This window comes from Flavobacterium flavipallidum, from assembly GCF_038289905.1.
Lineage (GTDB): Bacteria > Bacteroidota > Bacteroidia > Flavobacteriales > Flavobacteriaceae > Flavobacterium > Flavobacterium flavipallidum.
Genome location: NZ_JBBYHU010000017.1, coordinates 1 through 22832 on the forward strand (window position 1 = coordinate 1; position 22832 = coordinate 22832).

Annotated in this window: 20 protein-coding genes; 7 read left to right on the forward strand and 13 right to left on the reverse strand. The window is 33.0% G+C overall.

The features are described from left to right. Nucleotides 1–157: 157 nt before the first annotated feature. A complete protein-coding gene (locus AAEO59_RS09450; RefSeq protein WP_341700490.1) occupies nucleotides 158–1495 on the forward strand; it encodes an MATE family efflux transporter in 1338 nt (445 codons plus the stop codon). Nucleotides 1496–1706: 211 nt separating this feature from the next. Here AAEO59_RS09450 and AAEO59_RS09455 read toward each other — a convergent pair whose 3' ends face one another. After that, a complete protein-coding gene (locus AAEO59_RS09455; protein WP_341700491.1) occupies nucleotides 1707–2426 on the reverse strand; it encodes a YebC/PmpR family DNA-binding transcriptional regulator in 720 nt (239 codons plus the stop codon). A gap of 138 nt (nucleotides 2427–2564) precedes the next feature. On the opposite strand from AAEO59_RS09455, the gene AAEO59_RS09460 reads away from it, so the two are divergent. Continuing rightward, nucleotides 2565–4082, forward strand: a complete 1518-nt coding sequence (locus AAEO59_RS09460) for a S1C family serine protease (protein ID WP_341700492.1) — start codon at nucleotides 2565–2567, stop codon at nucleotides 4080–4082. A gap of 103 nt (nucleotides 4083–4185) precedes the next feature. On the opposite strand, the gene gcvT is transcribed toward AAEO59_RS09460, so the two are convergent. After that, on the reverse strand, nucleotides 4186–5268 hold the full coding sequence (gene gcvT / locus AAEO59_RS09465; RefSeq protein ID WP_341700493.1) for a glycine cleavage system aminomethyltransferase GcvT: 1083 nt from the start codon (nucleotides 5266–5268) through the stop codon (nucleotides 4186–4188). Nucleotides 5269–5452: 184 nt separating this feature from the next. Here gcvT and AAEO59_RS09470 point away from each other — a divergent pair, with 184 nt between their 5' ends. Beyond that, nucleotides 5453–6298 carry an NAD(P)H-hydrate dehydratase gene (locus AAEO59_RS09470; RefSeq protein WP_341700494.1) on the forward strand — a complete coding sequence of 282 codons (846 nt, stop codon included), beginning with the start codon at nucleotides 5453–5455 and terminating at the stop codon, nucleotides 6296–6298. 88 nt (nucleotides 6299–6386) lie between these two features. Here AAEO59_RS09470 and AAEO59_RS09475 read toward each other — a convergent pair whose 3' ends face one another. The 10 genes from AAEO59_RS09475 to htpG all read right to left on the reverse strand — a co-directional run bounded on the left by AAEO59_RS09475 (nucleotide 6387) and on the right by htpG (nucleotide 16553). Further along, nucleotides 6387–7952, reverse strand: a complete 1566-nt coding sequence (locus tag AAEO59_RS09475) for a hypothetical protein (RefSeq protein ID WP_341700495.1) — start codon at nucleotides 7950–7952, stop codon at nucleotides 6387–6389. 334 nt (nucleotides 7953–8286) lie between these two features. Then, nucleotides 8287–10380 (reverse strand): beta-galactosidase, encoded by a 2094-nt coding sequence (locus tag AAEO59_RS09480; RefSeq protein ID WP_341700496.1) that lies wholly within the window; start codon nucleotides 10378–10380, stop codon nucleotides 8287–8289. A gap of 44 nt (nucleotides 10381–10424) precedes the next feature. Beyond that, entirely contained in the window at nucleotides 10425–11219 is a 795-nt protein-coding gene (locus AAEO59_RS09485) for a DUF1961 family protein (RefSeq protein WP_341700497.1), read from the reverse strand. A 20-nt stretch (nucleotides 11220–11239) separates the two neighbouring features. Beyond that, on the reverse strand, nucleotides 11240–11797 hold the full coding sequence (locus AAEO59_RS09490; RefSeq protein ID WP_341700498.1) for a DUF4256 domain-containing protein: 558 nt from the start codon (nucleotides 11795–11797) through the stop codon (nucleotides 11240–11242). A 182-nt stretch (nucleotides 11798–11979) separates the two neighbouring features. Next, nucleotides 11980–12546 (reverse strand): YdeI/OmpD-associated family protein, encoded by a 567-nt coding sequence (locus AAEO59_RS09495; protein ID WP_341700499.1) that lies wholly within the window; start codon nucleotides 12544–12546, stop codon nucleotides 11980–11982. 110 nt (nucleotides 12547–12656) lie between these two features. Further along, entirely contained in the window at nucleotides 12657–12956 is a 300-nt protein-coding gene (locus AAEO59_RS09500) for a hypothetical protein (RefSeq protein WP_341700500.1), read from the reverse strand. 14 nt (nucleotides 12957–12970) lie between these two features. Further along, nucleotides 12971–13300: a hypothetical protein gene (locus AAEO59_RS09505; protein ID WP_341700501.1), complete on the reverse strand. Its 330-nt coding sequence runs from the start codon at nucleotides 13298–13300 to the stop codon at nucleotides 12971–12973. Nucleotides 13301–13403: 103 nt separating this feature from the next. After that, nucleotides 13404–13709, reverse strand: coding sequence for a GIY-YIG nuclease family protein (locus AAEO59_RS09510; protein ID WP_341700502.1), 306 nt, complete (start codon nucleotides 13707–13709; stop codon nucleotides 13404–13406). Nucleotides 13710–13931: 222 nt separating this feature from the next. Continuing rightward, complete coding sequence (locus AAEO59_RS09515; RefSeq protein WP_341700503.1) at nucleotides 13932–14495, reverse strand: hypothetical protein; 564 nt, start codon at nucleotides 14493–14495, stop codon at nucleotides 13932–13934. 171 nt (nucleotides 14496–14666) lie between these two features. After that, complete coding sequence (gene htpG, locus AAEO59_RS09520; protein WP_341700504.1) at nucleotides 14667–16553, reverse strand: molecular chaperone HtpG; 1887 nt, start codon at nucleotides 16551–16553, stop codon at nucleotides 14667–14669. 182 nt (nucleotides 16554–16735) lie between these two features. Here htpG and AAEO59_RS09525 point away from each other — a divergent pair, with 182 nt between their 5' ends. From AAEO59_RS09525 to AAEO59_RS09540, 4 genes are all read left to right on the forward strand, one after another. Next, the gene (locus tag AAEO59_RS09525; RefSeq protein WP_341700505.1) at nucleotides 16736–17212 is read left to right on the forward strand and encodes a hypothetical protein; all 477 of its coding nucleotides are present in this window, start codon (nucleotides 16736–16738) and stop codon (nucleotides 17210–17212) included. A 29-nt stretch (nucleotides 17213–17241) separates the two neighbouring features. After that, nucleotides 17242–17937 (forward strand): OmpA family protein, encoded by a 696-nt coding sequence (locus AAEO59_RS09530; protein WP_341700506.1) that lies wholly within the window; start codon nucleotides 17242–17244, stop codon nucleotides 17935–17937. Between the two features lie 200 nt (nucleotides 17938–18137). Continuing rightward, nucleotides 18138–19085 carry an ABC transporter ATP-binding protein gene (locus tag AAEO59_RS09535; protein WP_341700507.1) on the forward strand — a complete coding sequence of 316 codons (948 nt, stop codon included), beginning with the start codon at nucleotides 18138–18140 and terminating at the stop codon, nucleotides 19083–19085. A 109-nt stretch (nucleotides 19086–19194) separates the two neighbouring features. Further along, a complete protein-coding gene (locus tag AAEO59_RS09540) occupies nucleotides 19195–20202 on the forward strand; it encodes a beta-ketoacyl-ACP synthase III (protein WP_341700508.1) in 1008 nt (335 codons plus the stop codon). 82 nt (nucleotides 20203–20284) lie between these two features. On the opposite strand, the gene AAEO59_RS09545 is transcribed toward AAEO59_RS09540, so the two are convergent. After that, nucleotides 20285–22651: an outer membrane beta-barrel family protein gene (locus tag AAEO59_RS09545; RefSeq protein WP_341700509.1), complete on the reverse strand. Its 2367-nt coding sequence runs from the start codon at nucleotides 22649–22651 to the stop codon at nucleotides 20285–20287. Nucleotides 22652–22832 lie beyond the last annotated feature (181 nt).

Below are 22832 nucleotides of genomic sequence, written 5' to 3' on the forward strand. Positions count from 1 at the left end.
TATTCTACTAAAAAATCAGGCAGCATAAATTTTAAAAGTTCTATAGAAGTCATCAATAATTCTTATAAAGACAAAGTTCTTCTTTTTTTTTAAATATTTGCCCCCAGGTTTTGAGATTGATCCTATATTTTTGGTACTAGATAAGGTTTATAAAACTATGAGTAAAGAAAAATTAGTGGATATGACCCGCGGAGCGATTACTCCGCAGATTATTCATTATACTTTGCCCTTAATTATTGGTAATTTTTTTGTGCTGTCTTACAACGCAGCCGATTCAATAATTGTGGGAAGGTATATTGGGGCTAATGCTTTGGCTGCATTAGGTGCTGCCAGTCCAGTAATGAATATTTTACTTTTTTTAATTATTGGAATTTGCTTGGGAATGTCAGTATTGATGGGACAAAGTTTTGGTGAACAGGATTATTCTAAATTGAAAAGAGTAGTTTCGACTTCCTTTATTGCTGGTGGTGTTTTTACCTTAGTTTTAATTGGTTTTGGATTTGTTTTTTCAAGAGCGATCCTCCTTTTTTTAAATACGCCTTTGGTTATTTTAGATGATGCCACCTCCTATTTACAAATCATTTTTATAGGTTTAGTTTTTACTTTTATCTATCATATTTTTGCTTCTACTTTGAGAAGTATGGGGAATTCTAAAGCTTCGCTCTATTTTTTGATACTTTCAGCATTGTTAAATGTTGTTATGGATTATGTTTTTGTAGTGGAGTGGCATAAAGGAATTCAAGGTGCTGCCTGGGCAACGGTACTAGCAGAAGCAATAGCAGCATTATTTTGTATTCTTTATGTTCGATTTCGGATTCCAATTTTACGTTTTAAATCAAAGGATTTTGTTTTTGATAAAGATTTGTTGCGAACAATCGTTAGTTATAGTTCAGTGGCAGCTATGCAACAAATTACGTTGCATTTAGGCAAGTTTTTAATACAAGGTGCGGTAAATCCATTAGGTGTGGTTGCTATTGCTGCTTTTAATGCAGTGACCCGAATTGATGATTTTGTGATGGTTGTCCAACAAAATATTGCGCATGGGACTACTGGGTTTATAGCTCAAAATAATGGTAAAAGAAATTTTGCCCGAATAAGGAGAGGTTTTCGCGTAGGTTTCAAAATGGAAGTTCTGTATTCCGTTTTGGCAATGGGAGTAGTTTTGTTTTTTTCAAAAGAACTTATTTCGTTGTTTGTAGGTGAAGGAGCCAACGGTATTATTCATGAAGGTATGAAATATTTAAAAGTGATGGTGTTGCTTTATGTGCTTCCAGGAATTACGAATGTAATTCAGGGGTATTTTAGGGGGTTAGGGATGATGAAAATTACTTTGAATGCTACCTTTTCACAAATGTTAGGGAGAGTAATTGCAGCTTATATTTTAGCTCCTTATTTTGGAATTGAAGGTATCGCCTTGGCTTGTTTGGTAGGGTGGATTTGTATGTTGTCTTATGAATATCCTTTGTTTTATAAAAGATGGAAATCGATAGAATAATTTTTCTATAGTTTCCGGTTTTGCGTTATGGATTGCTTCGTCAGTTCACTTCGCTCGTGTGAAGCGGCATCCTTTTTATTTTGTCTTTCAACATTTTTTGAATTTGACAAAATAAAAAGATATAGCGGAAAGCCCGACCCGAAGGGAACGCCATAAAAAAAGAGTTTAACAAGACTGCTAAACTCTTTCTCAAATATATTTTGGTTGAAGATTATTCTTCGTTTTCTTCCATAGTGTGATATACGTTCATTACGTCATCATCTTCTTCGATTTTCTCGATTAATTTTTCAACATCAGCAACTTGATCTGCATTTAGTTTTTTAGTAATCTGAGGGATTCTTTCAAAACCTGAAGAAAGAATATCGATACCTCTGTTCTCTAATTCTTTTTGGATAGTTCCAAAGCTGTTGAAAGGCGCATAGATTAAAATTCCGTCTTCGTCTTCAAAAACTTCTTCAGCACCAAAATCAATAAATTCTAATTCTAATTCTTCCGCATCTAAACCTTCTTTTGGAATACGGAAGTTACAAGTGTGGTCAAACATGAATTCTACCGAACCCTGAGTTCCCATCGTTCCGTTGCATTTGTTGAAATAGCTACGAATATTCGCTACAGTTCTGTTGTTGTTGTCAGAAGCTGTTTCAATCAAGATAGCGATTCCGTGAGGTGCATATCCTTCGAATAATATTTCTTTATAGTTAGCAGTGTCTTTGTTAGAAGCATTTTTAATAGCACGCTCTACGTTGTCTTTAGGCATGTTTGCTGCCTTAGCATTTTGGATAACGGCTCTTAATCTAGAGTTGGTTTCAGGATTTGGACCGCCTTCTTTTACGGCCATAACGATATCTTTACCAATTCTGGTGAACGTTTTGGCCATAGCAGCCCAACGTTTCATTTTTCTTCCTTTTCTAAATTCAAATGCTCTTCCCATTATTTGTGTTTTTCTTCTGAATTTTTATACAAAAATAATTTATCTAAATACTTAAAACAAATTAAAAACATTATTTTTTTAAAGTATATTTTATGAATTATTAGTAATATTTTTTTTATAATTGCATAAAAAAATCCGATGAGAAAAAAATTACAATCACTTTTATTTTTAACAGTTGTTTCTGTTCTTTTTGCAAGTTGTGCAAGTATTTTAAATCCAGTAAATCAAAAGGTTACTGTGGTTAACAAGTTTCCTAAATCACAAGTATTTGTTGACGGAGTCTCACAAGGAGAAGGAATGAATGTTGTTTCGAAAGTGAAAAGAGATGGTTATGTTAAGCAAATAAAAATTACTAGTGAAGGATATAAGCCTGTCTATAAAGTATTTTATCAAACAAAAAAATCACCTTTTTATATCATGTCTTGGATTCCATTTGGTATTTTAATCTATCCTCCATTTTTGGATGGACATGTAAAATCATATGATTATAAGAAAGAGTTGGTTGTAGATGAGAAACCATTGGCCATTTCAAGAAGAAATGAAGATGATAAATTTGTTTATTTAAAGAATACTTCATTTGATGTTAAAAAAGAAGATTTAAAAATTAAGAGAATTAAAAGTAAAAATTATAATAAAACAAATGATAAATCAAAACAGATAGGAGGAATCGATGAAGATGTAAAATTTGATAACTCAATTTTTTCTGAAGCAGTTCAAACTATTTTGAATGAAAATAATTATTCTGATAATTCTAATACAGTTTTTAAAAATAAATCTAACACATTGTATATAAGTGCAAATATTTCAAAAATTGAATTTGATAATCTTTATGCTTACCATATGTATAGAGAAGTAGGATGGCTTGTAACAAAGGCAGAAATTGAATGGGAAATTTTTGATTTATATGATCAGTCGAAATTCAAGAAAAAATTTACAGCTAAGTCCGGTGAATTTGTAATTGATAAAAAAGAAAGTATTAAAGAGAGTGTTGAAAATGCTATCGAACAATCTTTTTACAATTTTATGAATGAATCAGAAGTTAAAAAAATTATTAAAAAGGATAAAGAGGAAAAAATACACTTTGACTATTTGACTCTGCAGACAGATCAAAAAGTAAATAATATAGAAGATGCATTATCTTCTTCTGTTACAATTAAAAGGGAAAAAAGTCATGGAAGTGGTTGCGTTGTTTCTAAAGATGGTTATATTGTAACAAATTTTCATGTCGTTTCGGGTAGCGAAAAAATAACAGTTCTTGATAGTAATGGAAAAGAGTTTGAGGCAAAATTAATTAGAAAAAATGAACAACTTGATTTGGCATTAATAAAAGTAGACGCAACATTTAAAAGCTCTTTTAGTCTTAATGATAATAAGTATATGGTAGGTGACGATATTTTTGTAATTGGTACTCCAGCATCAACAGAGTTAGGTCAAACTCTTACCAAAGGAATTGTTTCAGGAACAAGAAAGAATGAAAACAATATTTATATTCAGATTGATGCAAGTGTTAATCCTGGAAATAGTGGAGGTGCATTGGTTAAAAAAAGTGGTGAATTTATAGGGATAGTAAATTCAAAATTGGCTGGTTTAGGATATGAAGGACTTGGTTTTTCAATACCTATTCAGAAAATAAAAGAAGGATTATTCTTAAATTGATAATGCTTTAATAAAATTTGAACACTAAAAAAAATATTTTTGAAAAAAGGAAAAAAGCGCTAAATTTTATAAAATTTAGTGCTTTTTTGTATAAATTGTAGTTTTAGTTCTTATAAAATGGCATTTTTACCACTTTAGCCAAAACATCTTTTTTACGGATTCTGATGAAAATTTCACTATCTGCAGCGCTGTTTTCAGTTGTAACATAACCCATTCCGATTCCTTTTCCTAAAGAAGGTGCCATTGTTCCGGATGTTACAATTCCGATGTTGTTTCCATTAGCATCAACAATTTCGTAATCATGACGTGGAATTGCTTTTTCCTGCATTTCGAAACCAATTAATTTTCGACTAACACCAGCTTCTTTTTGCGCTTTTAAACTGGCTGAATTGGTAAATTCTTTGTTGAATTTGGTAATCCATCCTAAACCAGCTTCAATTGGAGAAGTCGTGTCGTTGATATCGTTTCCATAAAGACAGAATCCCATTTCTAAACGTAAAGTATCACGAGCTGCTAAACCGATCGGTTGGATTCCAAAAGGAGCTCCAGCTTCAAATACTTTGTTCCAAATAGCTTCTGCCTGATCGTTTTTGCAATAAATTTCAAAACCTCCTGCACCGGTATATCCTGTCGCAGAGATAATAACATCATTGAATCCTGCAAAATCTCCTATTTGAAAGTGGTAATATTTAATGGATGCTAAATCTACAGAAGTCAACGATTGTAATGCTTCTACTGCTTTTGGCCCCTGGATGGCTAACAATGAATAATCGTCAGAACGATTGACCATAGTAACACCCAAATCATTGTGAGAGGAAATCCAGTTCCAGTCTTTTTCGATATTTGAAGCATTTACTACTAATAAATATTCTTCGTCTTTGATTTTGTAAACCAATAAATCATCAACGATTCCTCCTTCATTGTTTGGTAAACAAGAATATTGTACACGTCCGTCAGTTAAAACAGCGGCATCATTAGAAGTTACTTTTTGAATCAAGGCCAAAGCATTAGGTCCAGAAAGAAAAAATTCTCCCATGTGTGAAACATCAAAAACGCCAACGGCATTACGAACGGTTTCGTGTTCAGCATTTACTCCTTCGTAAGTAATAGGCATATTGTAGCCAGCAAAAGGTAGCATTTTTGCTCCCAAAGCTTCGTGGATGTGCGTTAGCGCAGTATTTTTCATTATGATTTTTGTGTAAATTTTGATGGCGCTAATTTATCGTTTTTATTTTGAGTGACAAAGATGTAGCCACTAAAGTTAGAAGTTATGAAAGAGATAGTGAAAAGTATAAAAAAATACTAAAAATTTATATTTTCTATTGCTGAAATAAAGTTAACTTAGACTATTCTATTCTAAAGTCATAGTTATGTTTTCAGGTATTTTGCTCGATAAAAAAGAAATTCTAAAGTATTACAAGCCAATAGCCGTAGATACACATAAAGGAATTCAGGGACATGCTTTGCTTATTGGTGGGAGTTATGGCAAAATGGGAGCTGTTTGTCTGTCTTCGAAAGCGGCACTGAAAACAGGCTGCGGATTAGTAACTGCTTTTGTTCCAAAATGTGGTTATGATATTGTCCAAATTTCGATTCCTGAAGTGATGGTTTTGACGGATGAAAAAAGAAAATGTATCTCCAATATCAATTTCGATTTTCAACCCAATGCTATTGGAATTGGCCCCGGAATAGGGCAGGACGAAGTGACTCAAAAGACCTTTTTGAAACTGCTAAGAACCAATAAATCTCCTTTGGTCATTGATGCCGATGCGTTGAATATTTTATCAAAAAACAAAGCATGGTTTCTTCTTTTACCAGCCAGAACGATACTTACGCCTCATCCGAAAGAACTGGAACGATTGATAGGGGAATGGAATTCGGAAGAAGAAAAATTTGAAAAAACCATTTCTTTTTCGTTGCAATATAATGTGATTGTGGTAATGAAAGGAGCACCCACGCATATTGTTGACGGTGAAACGATTTATAAAAACACCACCGGAAATCCAGCCTTAGCAACGGCCGGAAGCGGCGATGTGTTAACTGGAATGATAACGAGTTTGTTGGCACAATCTTATGAAGCTGTGCAGGCTGCTATTTTAGGAGTATATCTGCACGGATTAACGGCTGACATTGCTTTGCCTAAAACCGGATTTCAATCGTTTATAGCATCAGATATTATTGGTCATATTGGTGAAGCTTTTTTGAGTTTGGAATGAAATAGTTAACGTTTTTTATTTTTTATAATTATTTTAAAATTTAGTTTTTAAAGGAGGTTTACTACAGTTACCACTGTTAGCAGAAGGACTAAAGGTCAAAATACTTTTCTAGTGTATTAAGTGTAAAAATTGATTTTTTAAAAATATCATCTAAGATTTCTGTGTAATTACCACTTTCCAAATCAAAATATTTTATTGCTTTTTTACATTCTTTATTTGATTCACTAAAACTGTGCGCAATCAATCCTGACCTCAAGTTTTGAAGATTCCTAAGAAAATCAAACATATCTGGAATTTTCAAATCATTACTTTCAAGAAATTTTTCAAATTTTCCAATTCCTTTTACATTTTGTTCAATATGCAAATTTTTAGTTATTTCTTTTTCATTAATTCTATCAATAGTCAATTTGACAATAGTTAGGGTTTGTTCACAGAATGATTTTATATTATTCTTTGTTATAGAATGTAGAGAAGTGAAAAGATATTTGTCTTTTGTTGAAAGAGGTTTATAAAGATTCCAACCAAATTTGTCTTTCCATTTTTCATTGAACTCTTCATATTTATTTTTAAAAAATAAATCGATAGCTTCGGGTCTTTCTGCCCATTGACCTGCAATCATTGTTTTATAATATGTGCTACTAATATTCATTCCTTCTTGAGGAGCAATATTGTAATGTTTCCAATGAAGCTGTTCTTTATTTGAAAGTATGCATAAGTCTCTTAAAAATACGGGAACATAGTCTCTTTTATTGTTATCTATTTTTAATCGAAAAAACTTTGAACTGACGGAAAAGGAATCAACCTCATATAATTCAGGATGATTATAGTATTTATCAAGGACCTCTTTTTTGAAATAAGTTATTGTAAAATGAATATTATCAGCGTTACATTTTTCATAGATTAATTCCCCATTTTCGTCATAACCAATAATAAAATCTTCATATTTATAATTGTCTAAATCAAAATGGCTTTTTTTTTCAACGTTAGGTTGTATAAAGTTTTTTCCCAATATCCAACTTTGTGTCCTGTCATCAATATTTCTAATTAAATGACTAAATATGTAATTTGTTTCTTTAAATAATTTATCTCCAAATTCAAGTTTCCAAGTGCTTGGAATATCTCTCATAAGTCGCATAAAATCGTAACAAATTACAAAGTGCATTTCTCTAATCGAAATATATTCTTTAAGATATTTTAGTTTAACTTTAATTAAATTGGGTTGAATTATAATTACTTCATCTGTTTCTCCATAATCGTCAACATAGTAGAAAATTCGATTTTGTTTATCACTGCCGGTTTCATAAAGTCTGAAATACAAAACAAATTCCTCTGCAATGTCGATATACGATATAGATTTTTCAATTAGAGAGAAAGATTTATAAAAAAGAAAAGGTTCTAAGCCTTCTTCTGAATATGTTTGATAAGTATTGTCTCCAAATACAGAAGGTTTTCCTTCCCTACCAATGTGAAGCGGCCAATGGTAATCTTGGTTATAAGATTCTAATTGTTTATTTGAAATAAGACAGCAATAAATTCCAGATGAATCATCTTCGTCGTTTTGGCTTTCATATATTTTTACCCAACCATTTTTTTGAACAAAGTTTGTTTTAATTTCTTCAATTTTATCTTCAAGGTTGAAATAATTTTCTTTCATGTTTAACGAGATTTTTTTAAGTCTTTCTGCTAATTTGTATATATCGCTATTTTAATAACATATTCTTTTTTACTAAAATATAAATAAATCTTACAAAACTAGCTGTGTTTTTCTTGTTTTTTGTATAATTTCTCTTAAGGTTTAAAAGACATTAGAATCAAGAAAACAAAAAAAGCTTTAGCCCAATCTTGATTTAGATTTGGCTAAAGCCTTTTGAAAGCTTTAATTTGTAAATCGGGCTAAAGCCCGCCCAATTCATACTTTAAAATAGGTATTAATGAAAAAAATCAGTGTTTATCTGTTTAAATCCGTTTAATCAGCGTTCCAAATCTTTTTAGTACTTCCACACCAATACATCGGCTGTTTTCATGGATTTTGTACCAATGATAATTTCAGCATTGGCAGGCAATTTCATTTCATACATTTTATCCGAATAGTTTACTGCAATTCCAAAACCATCGCGGTATTCGACCATTATTCCTTCCGGATAGTTTTCAATTGTGATATTTTGTTGTTGGTATAGTTTGCTTAGAACCTGTTTCTCCAAATCTCCTTTTTTCGAATCCACGCCAATGTAAGTTACCGTTCCTTTTCCTAATTTACGCGAAATCACAGCGGCAGTTCCGGCATAAAAATCGCCCTGAAAAGTTCCCCAGATTTCAGTTCCTTTGTTTGGTTTTAATAAATCGCCCCAGCTAACCCAATCAAAATCCTGATTGTTGAATTTAATTTTGTCCGGTGATTGTGGCATTAATAAATCATACGATTCAATTTCAGAACCAATTAATTTCCACATGGGTTCGTAGAATTTGGCTTCCCAAAGATGTCCTTTACGGTTTTGAATTCCTGTACGGCAGCTCATTACTAAGTTTCCTCCGTTTTGGGCATAAGCAGTCAATTTGTCAATCATTTGCTGATCAATCATTTGATAAGCAGGAACTAGCAATACGGGATATTTAGAAAAATCAGTGGTATCACGGACAAAATCCACAGGTGCTCCAAAGGATTTCGCCGCCTTGTAATATTTAGTAAAATGATTAAACGTATTCCATTGGTTGGTTTGCTTGTTCAAATCAATTCCCATAACATTATCGGCATTGAACAGAATTCCGGTTTTGCGTTGCAAATAATCTTTTGGTAATGTTGCTTTCGGATTGTATTTTTTTCTCAAAGTCGCTATGTCTTTGATGAATTGGCTGAATTCCTGTCCGCCGGGAGTAGGCGTAACTCCATCAGTACCTACAATTCCGTAGTGAAATTGCTCATAGCCGTATAAAGGCGCACGGTAGCGATAGGTACAGGTAAATTTGCTTCCGCCGGCAAAAACATGCCATAACCAAAGTCGCATAGCTCCCGGTAAGGGTTGCGGATTAATGCTTCCCCAGTTTACCTGTCCCGGTTGCAATTCCATTACCCCATAAGCGCCTTTAAGAGGACGGAAAAAATCATTTGCCATTGCAATTCGGGAATATTCGCCCACACGGTAGCCCTTTGGTCCAATGCCTAAATCACCACCATAAACCATATAGCGTGTGTACGAAACAAAGTCCAGTTCTTTACTCGCTCCTACATAACCCACATCATACATTGGAATATAATTAGAAGTAACCCATTGATCCTGATTCGAATATTTACGGATTTCTTTGGCCTGCTCATCTAAAAAAGTAGCAGTTTCATCATCGGCAAAACGATAATGATCTAATTGCGAATGTAAATTCATTCCCCAAATGCCGTGTTTAGGAATATTGATTTCGTCAAAATTGCTGTAAGTTCCGCTCCAGAAATTATTTCCCCAGGCTTCATTCAATACATCGATGGTTTTGTATTTTTCTTTCAGCCAATTACGAAAACGTTGTGGTGCATCTTGTCCATAATCCAGAAAACGACGTGGTTCATTGTCTAATTGCCAACCTATTATGTTTTTATCTTTACCATATCTTTTGGCTAATTCAGCAATCATTTTCATCGAATAAGAGCGATAATAATTGCTGGAAAAAGTAGCATGCTGGCGTGTTCCATGATCCATTTTAGTACCGTCTTCATTAGTAGCCAATACATCCGGATGCTTGCGCACCAACCAAACCGGAGGCGTTGCAGTCGAAGTACACATAATCACTTTAAGATGGTATTTTTTAGCCAATTCTAAAGATTTGTCTAGCCATGTAAAATCGTATTTGCCTTCTTCGGGTTCGAGTTGTGCCCAGGCAAATTCCCCAAAATGAGTAAATTCAAATCCCATTTTCTCCATGTTTTGGAAATCGCGCTCCCACTGCGAAGGATTCCAATGTTCCGGATAATAATAAACTCCCACCGAAGTTAAATCTTTGGAAGGAAAAAAATGTTCGATTTTTTGCGCTACTATTTCAATATGGAATAGGAGTAGGAAAAATAAATACTTGGTAATTCTTAAAGTGGTTTTGTTGGTCATAATTTTTAACTTAAAAACAATTCAATTAGAGGGATTTAAGATAATCATTTTCTGGTATAAACGCTAAAATTTTTATAAATCGCCGAACGGCTAAACATATGTCTGAGACCAATTCGACCTTCATTTAGTTGTGGATTATGACTGATATCCCATGTGAAAAGTTTAGAAATTTCTTTTCCACTTACATTGAAATACAGTTTTTCGGCGGTTTTAATAATAGTGATTTTATAGATTTCTCCAGTTTTAAAAAGTCCTGTTTCAAGATAGGGATTCGGAATTTCGGTTGTTGTGCTAAAGTTTTCACCAGGCTTTACAGGATATTGTCGTAAACGGATATAATCTTTGTTTGAATCGGTATTATCATTTTCAAAAGAAGCATAGCTAATATGAAAGGCTTTCATGTTGTTGAAATAAGTTTTCATAACTGGGGTTTTTCTTAATTCATTCCATTTCGAAATGTCTTCAACATAAGGAGCAACGCCTGTACCGGTTGCCTGCAGGTATAAAATAGTTGCCCATTGAGTTTTGGTATCGGTTCGGGTAAAATGATATTCGATTTTTAAATCGCCGCTAAACGATTTTTTTGTCCATAAAACAGCATGGTGCGCATCGTTTCTTTCTTCGGGACCGGCATTAAAAAACATTCCTTTAGGAGTGTTTTTTATTTCAGCAAAATGTCCGTCCAAAAACCAATTGGATTCCCAGTTTTTAGTTCCTTTATCTTTTAATTCTAATTGCCAAATAGCAGACTGATTAAGCTTATTGAAAGCTTCATTATCTGTTTTTTGAGCAAAAATCGAAATACTAAATAAGAAGAATAACCATGTTTTGTAATTCATTTATACTTTTTGTTGAAATTTTATACTCTCAATAATCCTCGAAATCCTCTGGCTGCATAATAGGATTCGGCACCGTTGTGATAGATAAAAATAGTGTTATAACGAAAATCGGCAAAAATAGCGCCTCCCAATTTTCTGATTGCTTCTGGAGTTTGAATCCAACTGGATGATTTACTATCAAAATGGCCAAAACTTTGCAAAAAGCGATATTCTTCTTCGTTCAAAAGTGTTATTCCCATTGCTGTTGCAACATCCAATACATTGTTCTTAGGCTTATGTTCTTTTCTGGAATCCAAAGCTTGTTTGTCATAACAAAGACTTCTGCGGCCTTTTGGGCTTTCAGCAGAACAATCGCAGAAAGTATATTCGTTGGTTTCAGAGTTGTAATGAATATCGTCCGGTTCACCTTCTGTTTCTTCCATTTGCAATAAAGACCACAATTTTTCCGGATTAGCTTCCAGTTTTGCTTGGATTTTATTCCAATTTAAATCAGGATGGCGATTTTTGTTTTTTTCGAAGCGGTTTTTTAAAGTATTTAATAAAACTTCCGATTCTGTTGCTGTTATTTCCTTTTTCATAATTTGAAATTTGAGTTGTCAGTCTGAGCCTGTCGAAGACTTTATTAAATGACATTCAATAAACTCAAGTTGGTCGTTGTATTATTACTGAATGGCTAATTTGTTTTTTGTTACATCGAGCGCAGTCGAGATGTAATTATAGTTCTCGACTGCGCTCGAACTGACAGATTGAATCTTTTTATTTATCTCATCTTACAATTCCGTTCGCATAATTCAATAATTTGAGCAATTCGGTTTTGCCTTGTTGCTGATCGTTTGGCTTGGTTAAGCCAATACAAATAACTTTTGCGATAGCTTTTGCTAAAGTTAGAATAGTTTTCAAAAGCTTTTTGGTTTTTATCAAATTCAAGTTGTAAATCTTCTGGAATTTCCAGATTTTCTACAGCGTCCAAACTTTCCCAGGAACCATTTTTTTTAGCGGTTTCAATTTTTTGCAAACCACTTTCATGCATTAAGTTGGCAGCAATCAATTCTTCAATATAAGTTTTGTTGACTTTGCTCCAAACACTTTTGTCTTTTCTGGGTGAAAAAAGTTGCATTCTCCGGTCATCGTCCAGTTTTTTAACGGTTGAATCTATCCAGCCATAACAAATAGCGACTTTCACGGCTTCTTCCCAGCGCATGCTTTCGGCTTCGTGTGCCACTTTGTAAAAAATCAAATATACTGCCTTGTGCGTACTATGATTTTCATGTAGCCATATTCTCCATTCGGAATCGTTTTTAAAGTATAAGGTTGGTTTTTCGTGCATGGTTCTTTTATTTTCTTTTGAATATCCATCTTATTTTTGAATCCGCTGTTGGATAACTGTTTGTACACGTTGATCCTTCACAAAATCTAATTGACCAACCTGAAGTTAATTTATAAAAATAGCCCCCGACCCGGATATCTGATTAAGTTTTGTTGAATTGTAATAGGTAATTCTGTGAATAGTGTTCCTACATGATATCCTTCTTTAGTTATAAATTTAGGCTCTATTGTTTGAAGATAAATTGTATCGTGATTGCTATTCTGGACTAAATCAAAATTGATATCGTTAATTTTAACGGTTTTATATTCTGAAAGTTGGCCACTTGTTATTAAAATGAGTTTTCCGGGTTGATTTTGTCCCATTAATGTTGTAGCAAAAAAGCTAGTTAGAAGTACTAATAGTATTTTCATAGGTCTTTTTATGTTTAATTGTTATGGACTTTTTTTTCCGATTTATTCTTGCGATATAGTATGTATAGTTGTGTGAGAATAACGATTAATAATACAAATCCAACGAAGTATTCCAACATTAAAAGACCCAACCAAGCCATTCCACATCTATAAGTAGCTTGTTTTAAAGATTCCCCCATTAGCTCAAGGTTGATAATTGCAAAAGCCACATGTCCCAGAGAACTTATCAAAATTACTTCCAAAAAACTGAAAGAAGTACTTTCTTTAATCACTTTGATTCCAAAGATTAATTGGAAAACTAAAGGTGAAAGTAAAAGAAAAAATAGAGATAGTAAATATATCATTTTGTTATTTTTTTAAAATTAGTTATGTATTAAGTTAGCTTGTTATTTCTGTAAAAGTTGTTTATCATTAAGGGTACGGAAAACATTTAGACGCTATCAGGGGTTATTCAGTCATTATATCTCTAATTTCTTCAAATAAATCTATCCATGTAGGATTGATAGATTGAATTAATTTGTTTTTGGCAGCCCTTGAACCCGATTTTATTTGTTTTTCTCGGGCTATAGCATCTTCAATCCATTGAAATTGCTCATAGTAAACTAATTGGTTGACATCGTATCTGGCTGAAAAGGATGTTGGGTGAGTCTTGTTTTTATGTTCTAAAATTCTTTGTGGAAGATTTGATGTAACACCAACATAAACTACCGTTTGGTATTGATTGGTAATGATATATACAAAACCTGGTTTCATGTTTTTTTTAGTTTTATTGAGCTACTAGCAATGTAATTCGATTTTTGAGACTTAATTTACTCTTGTTAGTGAGATTCAATCTGTTTTTTAGTGAGACTTAATATACTCTTTTTAGTGAGATTGCTTCGCTATCGCTCGCAATGACTTTTAAGCACAGTTCATTGCGAGGAACGAAGCAATCTCATTTAGTAATTCCAAAAAGTTGTTTGTCTTTGTGAGTAATCAGTTTGTATAAATAATTATCAATCCATTCTTAGCATTTTTTCCATATTTTTTTTCATTTACGGGTACATCAATGATGTTAATATCTAGAATAGTTTTTAATTCAATTTTGTTTATTTCAGTTTTTACCAATTTATTATCTACTATTCTATCGTTAATGATGACAGAAGGATATTTTACATCAGATATTTTTAACTCTTTTTTTAAGCTGTTCAATTTTTGTTTTATATCTTTTTTAAAATATTTATTAGGTTTCTTATTAAAGGTATTAATCAAAATTGCTCCTTCGTCTATTGCACAATATACTTCTTGAAGAGATGCTTTTCTTAGATAAATTATTGAAGAAATATCTTTTGTTTTGTATTTAATGAATTCTTTATTTATATCATTTTTATCAATAGGATTTCCATTTAAAATATAAAGTGTATATTCTGAAATAGTTGGATTTATATAAGTTTCATTAATCCAATCATCAATATATTTTTTGTCTAATGTTTGTCCAAAAGTAGAGGTATTCCAATTTATGAATAGACAAATAAAAATTATTTTAAGTAGGTTTATCATAAGTTTGTTTTCAATGGATTTTTAGATTTATTGATATAAAGTATAATTTATTTAAAATTCAAATATATTAAAATATTCTTACAAAATTAATTCCTGATTTGCTCCTAAAACAAAAAAAGACCCGCAAGTTTTCACTTGCAGGTCTTAATACTTAATTCTATTTACTTAATACTATTTAATCAAATCAAAACTACGTTTTACAAAAGTAGTTAAGGCTTCACCTTTAAGCAGGTTTTGCGATAGTTTAGCTAAATCCAAAGCCTGTTTTACCAGGTGTTCCTGATTAGCTTTGTCTTCGGTATTTAAAATAGTCGATGCCAAAGGAGAGTTGGTGTTAATAACCAAATTGTACATTTCCGGCATGTTGCCCATTCCGAACATTCCGCCACCGCCGGTTTGACTCATTTCTTTCATTCTACGCATGAATTCCGGTTGCGTAATCATGAAAGGAGCTGCCTGACTGTCAAGAGCTTCTAGTTGTACAGTGTACGTTTGTTTGTTAACTACAGCTTCAACGGCAGTTTTTAAGTTGGCTTGCTCGTCTTCAGACAATTTAGAAATTACCGTATCGTCTTTTTTGATTAAGTTGTCAATATGATCCGAATCTACACGAACGAAAGTAACATTTTGATTGTCGTTTTCTAATTTCTGAATCAAATGCGAGATAATTGGCGAATCTAAAAGCAATACTTCGTATCCTTTTTCCTCAGCAATTTCAATGTAAGAATGTTGCGCTTCTTTGTTTCCTGCGTATAAAACAACCAGTTTTCCGTTTTTATCGGTTTGTTTGTCTTTCAGGTTTTCTTTTAATTCCTCAAGTGTATAGTATTTGTTGTTCACGGTTGGGTACAATACAAAAGCACCTGCTTTTTCGTAGAATTTATCTTCCGAAAGCATTCCGTATTCCAAAACGATTTTGATGTCGTTCCATTTTGCTTCAAAATCAGCTCTGTTTTCGTTGAAAAGTGATTTTAATTTATCGGCAACTTTACGAGTGATGTAGTTGGAGATTTTCTTCACGGCAGCATCGGATTGTAAACCCGAACGGGAAACGTTCAACGGAATATCCGGTGAATCGATAACTCCTTTCAACATTGTTAAGAATTCAGGAACAATTCCTTCTACGTTATCCGTTACAAAAACCTGATTTTGGTACAATTGGATTTTATCCTTTTGAATTTGTAAATCAGAACCTAATTTAGGAAAATACAGGATTCCTGTTAAGTTGAACGGATAATCTACATTCAGGTGAATGTTGAATAACGGCTCTTCAAATTGCATTGGATACAATTCGTGGTAGAAGGTTTTGTAATCTTCGTCCGTTAAATCAGCAGGTTGTTTAGTCCATGCGGGATTAGGATTGTTAATGATATTGTCCAGTTCAACAGTTTCATTTACGTAATCTTCCGGAGCGTCTTCCGGTTTAGGTAAAGTTTCTGTTCTTGTTCCAAATTTAATTGGAATAGGCATGAACTTATTGTATTTGTTCAATAATCCGCTGATTTTTGAATCTTCTAAAAACTCTAAAGAATCTTCGGCAATATGCAGGATAATTTCAGTTCCGCGATCGGTTTTGTCAGCCGGTTCTAAAGAGAATTCAGGACTTCCGTCGCAAGTCCAGTGGGCTGCCGGTTCGTCTTTGTAGGATTTAGTGATAATTTCTACCTTAGAAGCAACCATGAAAGCAGAGTAGAAACCAAGACCAAAATGACCGATAATTCCGGAATCTTTAGCGGTGTCTTTGTATTTTTCTAAAAATTCTTCAGCACCTGAAAAAGCCAGTTGGTTGATGTATTTTTCAACCTCGTCAGCTGTCATACCGATACCCTGGTCAATAATGTGCAGTTTTTTACCTTCTTTGTCAATTTTTACTTCAAGAATAGGATTACCGTATTCTACTTTAGCTTCACCTATATTAGTAAGGTGTTTTAATTTTAAAGTAGCATCGGTACCATTTGAAATTAACTCACGTAAAAAGATTTCGTGATCACTGTATAAGAACTTTTTGATTAATGGAAAGATATTTTCCACCGAAACATTAATTTTTCCAGTTGTCATATTTAAAAATTTTTATAGTGTTTTACATTTTGATTGAATTTTATTCAAATAAAATACCAATCTGATTCAGGGTGACAAAATGTCTTATCTTAAAATTTTGTAATAAATTTAATTAATTCCATATGGCGGAGTAAAAACTTTGATTGTATCTTTGTCTAAGTTTAATAATAAAACGATAAACGATGAAAAAAATATTTATAGTTGCAGCTTTGGCATTAACGTTGTTTTCTTGCAAAACTTCATCAGTTACAGCCACTAAATTGGACCGTGGAACTCAGGTAGGGATGAAAGGAAATTGGGTAATTAGTTCAGTTACTTATCCGGGTTCAGACTATATAAAAGTAAATTCTTTTCAACTAGCTGATTCAAAATGTTTTGAAGGTAGTACCTGGAAATTTGTTTCTAATAACAACAAGGGGAATATGGCATTAACCAAATACGATTGTCCAGTTTTTAGTTCACCAATTACATGGTTTGTAAATACAAATGGAGAAGTGGTTTTAAAAATATTAGATGCTGGTGAAAAAGCTAAAAAAGTAAGAGATGGTTATGTTTTGCGTGTAGCTAATATGACTGAAAGTTCATTCCAATTGCTAGACAGAATTGATGTTGGTGGAAAAATGACAGATGTAGTTTATCAATTTCAACGTGTAAACTAATTAGTAAATAAAATTTTAAATAGATAATTATGAAAAATATATCGGTATTAGCATTAGCATTTGTAATGGTTTTAGGTTCGCTTTTCACGAGCTGTGAAGCTGTAAAAAACACAAATAAAACTCAAAGAGGAGCTGCTATTGGAGCTGCTGGAGGAGCAATTTTAGGAGGAATTCTAGGGAATAACCTTGGTAAAGGTGGAAAAGGAGCTATGGGAGCTGTTATTGGAGGTGTTGTAGGTGGAGTTGCCGGAGGTGTTATTGGTAACAAAATGGACAAACAAGCCAGACAAATCGATCAGGCTATTCCAGGAGCTGATGTAGAGCGTGTAGGTGAAGGAATCAAATTAGTCTTGAATGAAAATGCGATTCGTTTTGATACTAATAAATCAACGTTGACTGCTGCTGCAAAAGCTAACTTAGACAAATTAGTTACTGTTTTCAATGAATATCCTGATACTGATATTACTATTTTTGGATATACTGACAGCACAGGTTCTGCTGATTACAACTTAAAACTTTCAGGAGAGCGTGCTAATTCTGTGAAAAATTATTTGGTGAGCAAAGGTTTAGTAGCGAGTCGTTTCAATATTACAGGTATGGGAATTGCTGATCCAATTGCTGATAATGGTACAGTAGAAGGAAGAAGCCAAAACCGTCGTGTAGAATTTGCTATTACTGCAAATGCTAAAATGAAAGCTGACGCAGAAAAAGAAGCAGCGAAGTAATTTTTACTGTTTTAATAAAATCATAGAGGTCGTCCTTTTCGGGGCGACCTTTTTTTGTTTTTTCACCACAGATTCGCAGATTATTATAAAGAAATCTGTGAATCTGCGGTTAATATTTTGAGCTATCTTTTTAAAGATATTTATTTTTTTATACCAAAGAAATCTATCTTTGCAATCCAAAAAAATAACAATTCATTCTAATGCTTCAAGTTCAAAATATTTCCTTTGGTTATACCGAAAAACCAGTGGTTCAAAACATTCATTTTACTGTTGAAAAAGGACAAAATATTGCTATAATTGGCGAAAGCGGTTGTGGAAAAAGTACTTTGTTGAAGTTGATTTATGGTTTATATGATTTAAATGATGGGCAAATTTTTTGGAATGAAACGGAGGTTTTAGGAACAAGTTTTCATTTGGTTCCGGGAATGCCATTTATGAAATATTTATCACAGGATTTTGACTTGATGCCTTATATTACAGTGGCAGAAAACGTAGGTAAATATTTGTCGAATATTTATCCGGAACAAAAAAAAGCCCGTGTTCAGGAGTTATTAGAAATTGTTGAAATGACTGAATATGCTGATGTGAAAGCCAAATACCTGAGTGGCGGTCAGCAACAACGTGTGGCATTGGCTAGGGTTTTGGCTTTAGAACCGGAAGTTTTATTGCTCGACGAACCTTTTAGTCATATTGATAATTTTAGAAAAAATGCGTTGCGTCGTAATTTATTTGCCTATTTAAAAGCACAGGGAATTACTTGTATTGTGGCAACTCATGATAGTACTGATGCACTTTCGTTTGCCGATGAAACGATTGTGTTACAAAACGGAAAAATGGTAGATAAGGCTGATTCTTATAATTTGTACAATAATCCAATAAATAAATATGTTGCCTCTCTTTTTGGAGAAGTAAATGAGTTGAAATTATCGCAACTAATCAACGTAAGTGAGGACGATGACGAATTGCTTTTATTGTATCCCCATCAATTAAAAGTGGATGAAAAAGGAATTATGAATGTTTTGGTAAAACAGTCGTATTTCAAAGGTGGTTACTATCTCATCAAGGCCGTTTTTGACAGAAAGGTTATTTTCTTCGAACATGAATCTTCGCTTGAATTCAATCAGGAAGTGAATTTGAAGATTTGTTAACAGCTTTTTTTCTTTATTATAATATTGTAAAAAATCTTTTTATTTATTGAAAAAGTAGTAATTTGTTGGTTAGAATGTTGAACACATTTTTAATCTAATAATTACAGCTATGTATCATTCAAAAATTTCAGGTTTAGGTTTTTATGTGCCTTCCAATGTGGTCACTAATGATGATTTGTCAAAAATCATGGATACTAATGACGAATGGATTCAGGAACGAACCGGAATAAAAGAACGCAGGCATATTGTTAAAGGCGACGATACCACAACGACAATGGGGGTGAAAGCTGCCAAAATTGCTATTGAACGCGCCGGAATTGACAAAGAGGATATTGATTTTATTGTTTTTGCTACTTTAAGTCCTGATTATTATTTTCCGGGACCGGGAGTTTTAGTGCAAAGAGATTTGGGATTAAGAAACGTGGGGGCATTGGATGTTCGCAATCAGTGTTCGGGTTTTGTGTATGCATTGTCGGTTGCTGATCAATATATTAAAACCGGAATGTATAAAAATGTTTTAGTAATTGGTTCAGAAGTACAATCCTCAGGTTTAGATATGACTACAAGGGGGCGTGGTGTTTCTGTGATTTTTGGTGATGGAGCAGGGGCAGCTGTTTTAAGTCGCGAAGAAGATTTGACCAAAGGAATTCTTTCTACGCATTTGCATTCTGAAGGAATTCATGCGGAAGAATTAGCTCTAACAGCTCCGGGAATGGGAGGACGCTGGGTCAATGATATTATAGCCGATAATAATCCGGAAGATGAAAGTTATTTTCCGCACATGAATGGGCAATTTGTATTTAAAAATGCGGTAGTTCGTTTTGCCGAAGTGATTAATGAAGCTTTAGAAGCTAATAATTTACAGGTTTCTGATATTGATATGTTGATTCCTCATCAGGCCAATTTGAGAATCTCACAATACATTCAAAAGAAATTCAATTTGGAAGACCATCAGGTATATAATAACGTTCAAAAATATGGTAACACGACCGCAGCTTCAGTACCTATCGCTTTGACAGAAGCTTGGGAGCAGGGAAAAATAAAATCGGGTGATACCGTTGTTTTAGCTGCTTTTGGGAGTGGCTTTACTTGGGCTAGTGCTATAATTAAGTGGTAAAAATAAATTCTATTATATCAAAAAGTCCGAAGTTGGCAGGCTTCGGACTTTTCTTTTTTTGAAAACTATTTAAAACTACATTTTATAAAAATCCGCCCCCTTGGGTTTCGTTGGTGTCTCTGGTTTTACGTTGTACAGCTTTATTTTTTCCACTACCAAATCGGTAATTGAATCCTACATAAACCGAACGGCTTTCCCAGTTAAACTGCCCGTATTGTTCTTTTGGGATTTCTGCAGTGAAACGGTAACGCATTGTTTTAAAGATGTCGCTGTATTTTAAAGAAATTGTTCCGTTGCCTTTTAGTACATTAAGACTGGAACCTAAATCCATTTTCCACATGGGTTTTCCTTGTAATTGCAGGCCTAGATCCCTTCCTCTGTACATACTAAACAATTGAAAACGTAAATTCTTGGAAGCTTTAAATGTATTGTTAATTCGGGCATTGAAAGCTGTTACATCAGCCGAAACGGATTCATCAGAAACAATTCCTCTTATTTTTTTGTTATAAGCATCAAGGCTTATATTAGCGCTATACCATTTTGTAAAATCAACATTAGACGAAATTTCAAAGCCATAAGCATTATTGTCATTCAAGTTGGCAAATGATAATATTTGTTTGGAAGGATCATTTGGATTTTCAAATAAGGTTCTGGTGATTTCAGCATTGATTCTTCTGTAGAAAAAACCAGTTGTAACAGAACCTTTTTTGAATTTTCGGGTATAATTTAATTCATAAGAATAGGTGAATTGGGGTAGCAAAGATGGGTTTCCTTCTGAGTCAATTTGAGGTGTACTCCATTCTCTTATTGGGTTTAATTGATTGATACTTGGTCGGTCTACACGTTTTGAAAAACTAAGATTAAAAGAGTTGTTATCGCTAAGGTTGTAATTTAAAAATGCGGATGGATAGACATTGAATAATTTAGTTTCAAAAGTGGCGTCGTTTTCGTTGATTTTTTTGAATAGTGCTGAGGCATCATAATGTTCCAATCGGGTTCCGGCCTGAGCGTTCCATTTGCCCCATTGTTTGGAAAAGGTAGCGTAAGCAGAATAAATTTCTCTGTCATAATTAAAATTGGAATTATAAACTTCATCAACCAGAAACTTATTTTTAGTGTTTTCAATTCTGCTTTCTAAGCCTAATTCTAATTTGCTTGTTTCTGTTAACGGATTCACATAATCCAGATTTATTAAAGTATTATTGGATCTTATTGTAACATAATTTGTTTTCGGATCACTGAAAAAAGCATCTTCTTTATTGTTTCCGTTATTTTGATTTATTTCTAATTCAAGTGTGTGACCTTCTTTTTTAAACTTTGTTTTATAGTCCAAATTATAGGTTTGCGAATAGTTGTCTACATTGTTTTTAAACAGTTGTGTAATGTCGGTTTTACTCGGGTCGACAAAATCAATATTGGTACTTGAATTACCCTGAGCTAGATTAATGTTTTGATTGGTATAGAAAGAAACGGTGTTTTTTTCGTTCCAATAAAAATCAAAACCTATTTTGGCCAAATGAGAGCTGTTTTTGTCCGTAAAACGATAGCGTTGAAAATCTTCTTGATCTGTTTCGGTTGTGTTTATTTGTCCATAATTATTGTAATTACCATGATTAAAACCGTAATTAGCAAACCAGTTAATTTTTCCTTTTTTATAATTGATGTCAAAAGATGAATTTACTTTAGGTGTTATTGCAAAAGTAACTCCGTTATTAATACTTCCATTGAAGCCAATTTTACTGTTTTTGTTCAAAACAATATTGATCATTCCGCTCATACCTTCCGGATTGTATTTAGCAGAAGGATTAGTAATCAATTCAATCTGTTTGATAGAAGAGGAAGGGATTTGTTGTAATAATTGAGCAGCATCCATATTGGTAGGTTTGCCGTCAATTAGAATTTTTACATTTGAGTTTCCTCTTAAACTGATCGCATTGGTTTGTGGATCAACACTAACCGAAGGAATATTATTCATAATTTCTGACGCAGTAGCTCCTGCAGAAATTAAATCTTTGCCAACATTAATTATTTTTCGGTCAATTTTTTGTTCAATAATTGATTTTTCGCCTACTATTTCAACGCTTTTAAGCTCAATGGCATTTTCTTCAATGGCAATGGTATTGAGGTTTAAGTTCCTGTTGTTTGTAGAAAGAAGAATTGTTTTAGTAACTTTTTTATATCCCATAAACTGAATTTCTACTTCATATTGTTTTAACTCCAGGTTTTTAATTAAAAATATCCCTTTCTCAGAAGTAACACCTCCGGTTACAACTTTACCGTTATCCTGAATAACAATGTTTACAAAAGGAAGTGGTTCGTTTGTTTTTTTATCGATTACCTTTCCTGAAATGCTACCCAAAAGATCCAGTTTACTTGGCTGAATCGAATTTTGTGCTCCCATAGTAATCAGATTACCAAAGAGACAGATTAATATAAGTTTTATTTTCATGATTGTATTTTTTATTTGATTCTTTGTTTAGTTGACAATGCAAATATATATCTTTTAAATAATACTTTGCAATACATAGTACTGTTTTTTGAAAAAAAAATATAATCTTACAAATAAATATAAGAATTACTTTCTATAATAGGAAATTAATCTTCTTTAGCAATTTTCAATTCTGTACATA

Excerpts from the sequence above, each read along its gene's own strand:
- gcvT (WP_341700493.1), bottom strand. The coding sequence starts at position 5,268 with ATGAAAAATACTGCGCTAACGCACATCCACGAAGCTTTGGGAGCAAAA.
- AAEO59_RS09450 (WP_341700490.1), top strand. The coding sequence starts at position 158 with ATGAGTAAAGAAAAATTAGTGGATATGACCCGCGGAGCGATTACTCCG.
- AAEO59_RS09515 (WP_341700503.1), bottom strand. The coding sequence starts at position 14,495 with ATGATAAACCTACTTAAAATAATTTTTATTTGTCTATTCATAAATTGG.
- AAEO59_RS09525 (WP_341700505.1), top strand. The coding sequence starts at position 16,736 with ATGAAAAAAATATTTATAGTTGCAGCTTTGGCATTAACGTTGTTTTCT.
- AAEO59_RS09495 (WP_341700499.1), bottom strand. The coding sequence starts at position 12,546 with ATGCACGAAAAACCAACCTTATACTTTAAAAACGATTCCGAATGGAGA.
- AAEO59_RS09460 (WP_341700492.1), top strand. The coding sequence starts at position 2,565 with ATGAGAAAAAAATTACAATCACTTTTATTTTTAACAGTTGTTTCTGTT.
- AAEO59_RS09475 (WP_341700495.1), bottom strand. The coding sequence starts at position 7,952 with ATGAAAGAAAATTATTTCAACCTTGAAGATAAAATTGAAGAAATTAAA.
- AAEO59_RS09535 (WP_341700507.1), top strand. The coding sequence starts at position 18,138 with ATGCTTCAAGTTCAAAATATTTCCTTTGGTTATACCGAAAAACCAGTG.
- AAEO59_RS09530 (WP_341700506.1), top strand. The coding sequence starts at position 17,242 with ATGAAAAATATATCGGTATTAGCATTAGCATTTGTAATGGTTTTAGGT.
- AAEO59_RS09510 (WP_341700502.1), bottom strand. The coding sequence starts at position 13,709 with ATGAAACCAGGTTTTGTATATATCATTACCAATCAATACCAAACGGTA.
- htpG (WP_341700504.1), bottom strand. The coding sequence starts at position 16,553 with ATGACAACTGGAAAAATTAATGTTTCGGTGGAAAATATCTTTCCATTA.
- AAEO59_RS09540 (WP_341700508.1), top strand. The coding sequence starts at position 19,195 with ATGTATCATTCAAAAATTTCAGGTTTAGGTTTTTATGTGCCTTCCAAT.
- AAEO59_RS09485 (WP_341700497.1), bottom strand. The coding sequence starts at position 11,219 with ATGAATTACAAAACATGGTTATTCTTCTTATTTAGTATTTCGATTTTT.
- AAEO59_RS09500 (WP_341700500.1), bottom strand. The coding sequence starts at position 12,956 with ATGAAAATACTATTAGTACTTCTAACTAGCTTTTTTGCTACAACATTA.
- AAEO59_RS09480 (WP_341700496.1), bottom strand. The coding sequence starts at position 10,380 with ATGACCAACAAAACCACTTTAAGAATTACCAAGTATTTATTTTTCCTA.
- AAEO59_RS09490 (WP_341700498.1), bottom strand. The coding sequence starts at position 11,797 with ATGAAAAAGGAAATAACAGCAACAGAATCGGAAGTTTTATTAAATACT.
- AAEO59_RS09545 (WP_341700509.1), bottom strand. The coding sequence starts at position 22,651 with ATGAAAATAAAACTTATATTAATCTGTCTCTTTGGTAATCTGATTACT.
- AAEO59_RS09505 (WP_341700501.1), bottom strand. The coding sequence starts at position 13,300 with ATGATATATTTACTATCTCTATTTTTTCTTTTACTTTCACCTTTAGTT.
- AAEO59_RS09470 (WP_341700494.1), top strand. The coding sequence starts at position 5,453 with ATGTTTTCAGGTATTTTGCTCGATAAAAAAGAAATTCTAAAGTATTAC.
- AAEO59_RS09455 (WP_341700491.1), bottom strand. The coding sequence starts at position 2,426 with ATGGGAAGAGCATTTGAATTTAGAAAAGGAAGAAAAATGAAACGTTGG.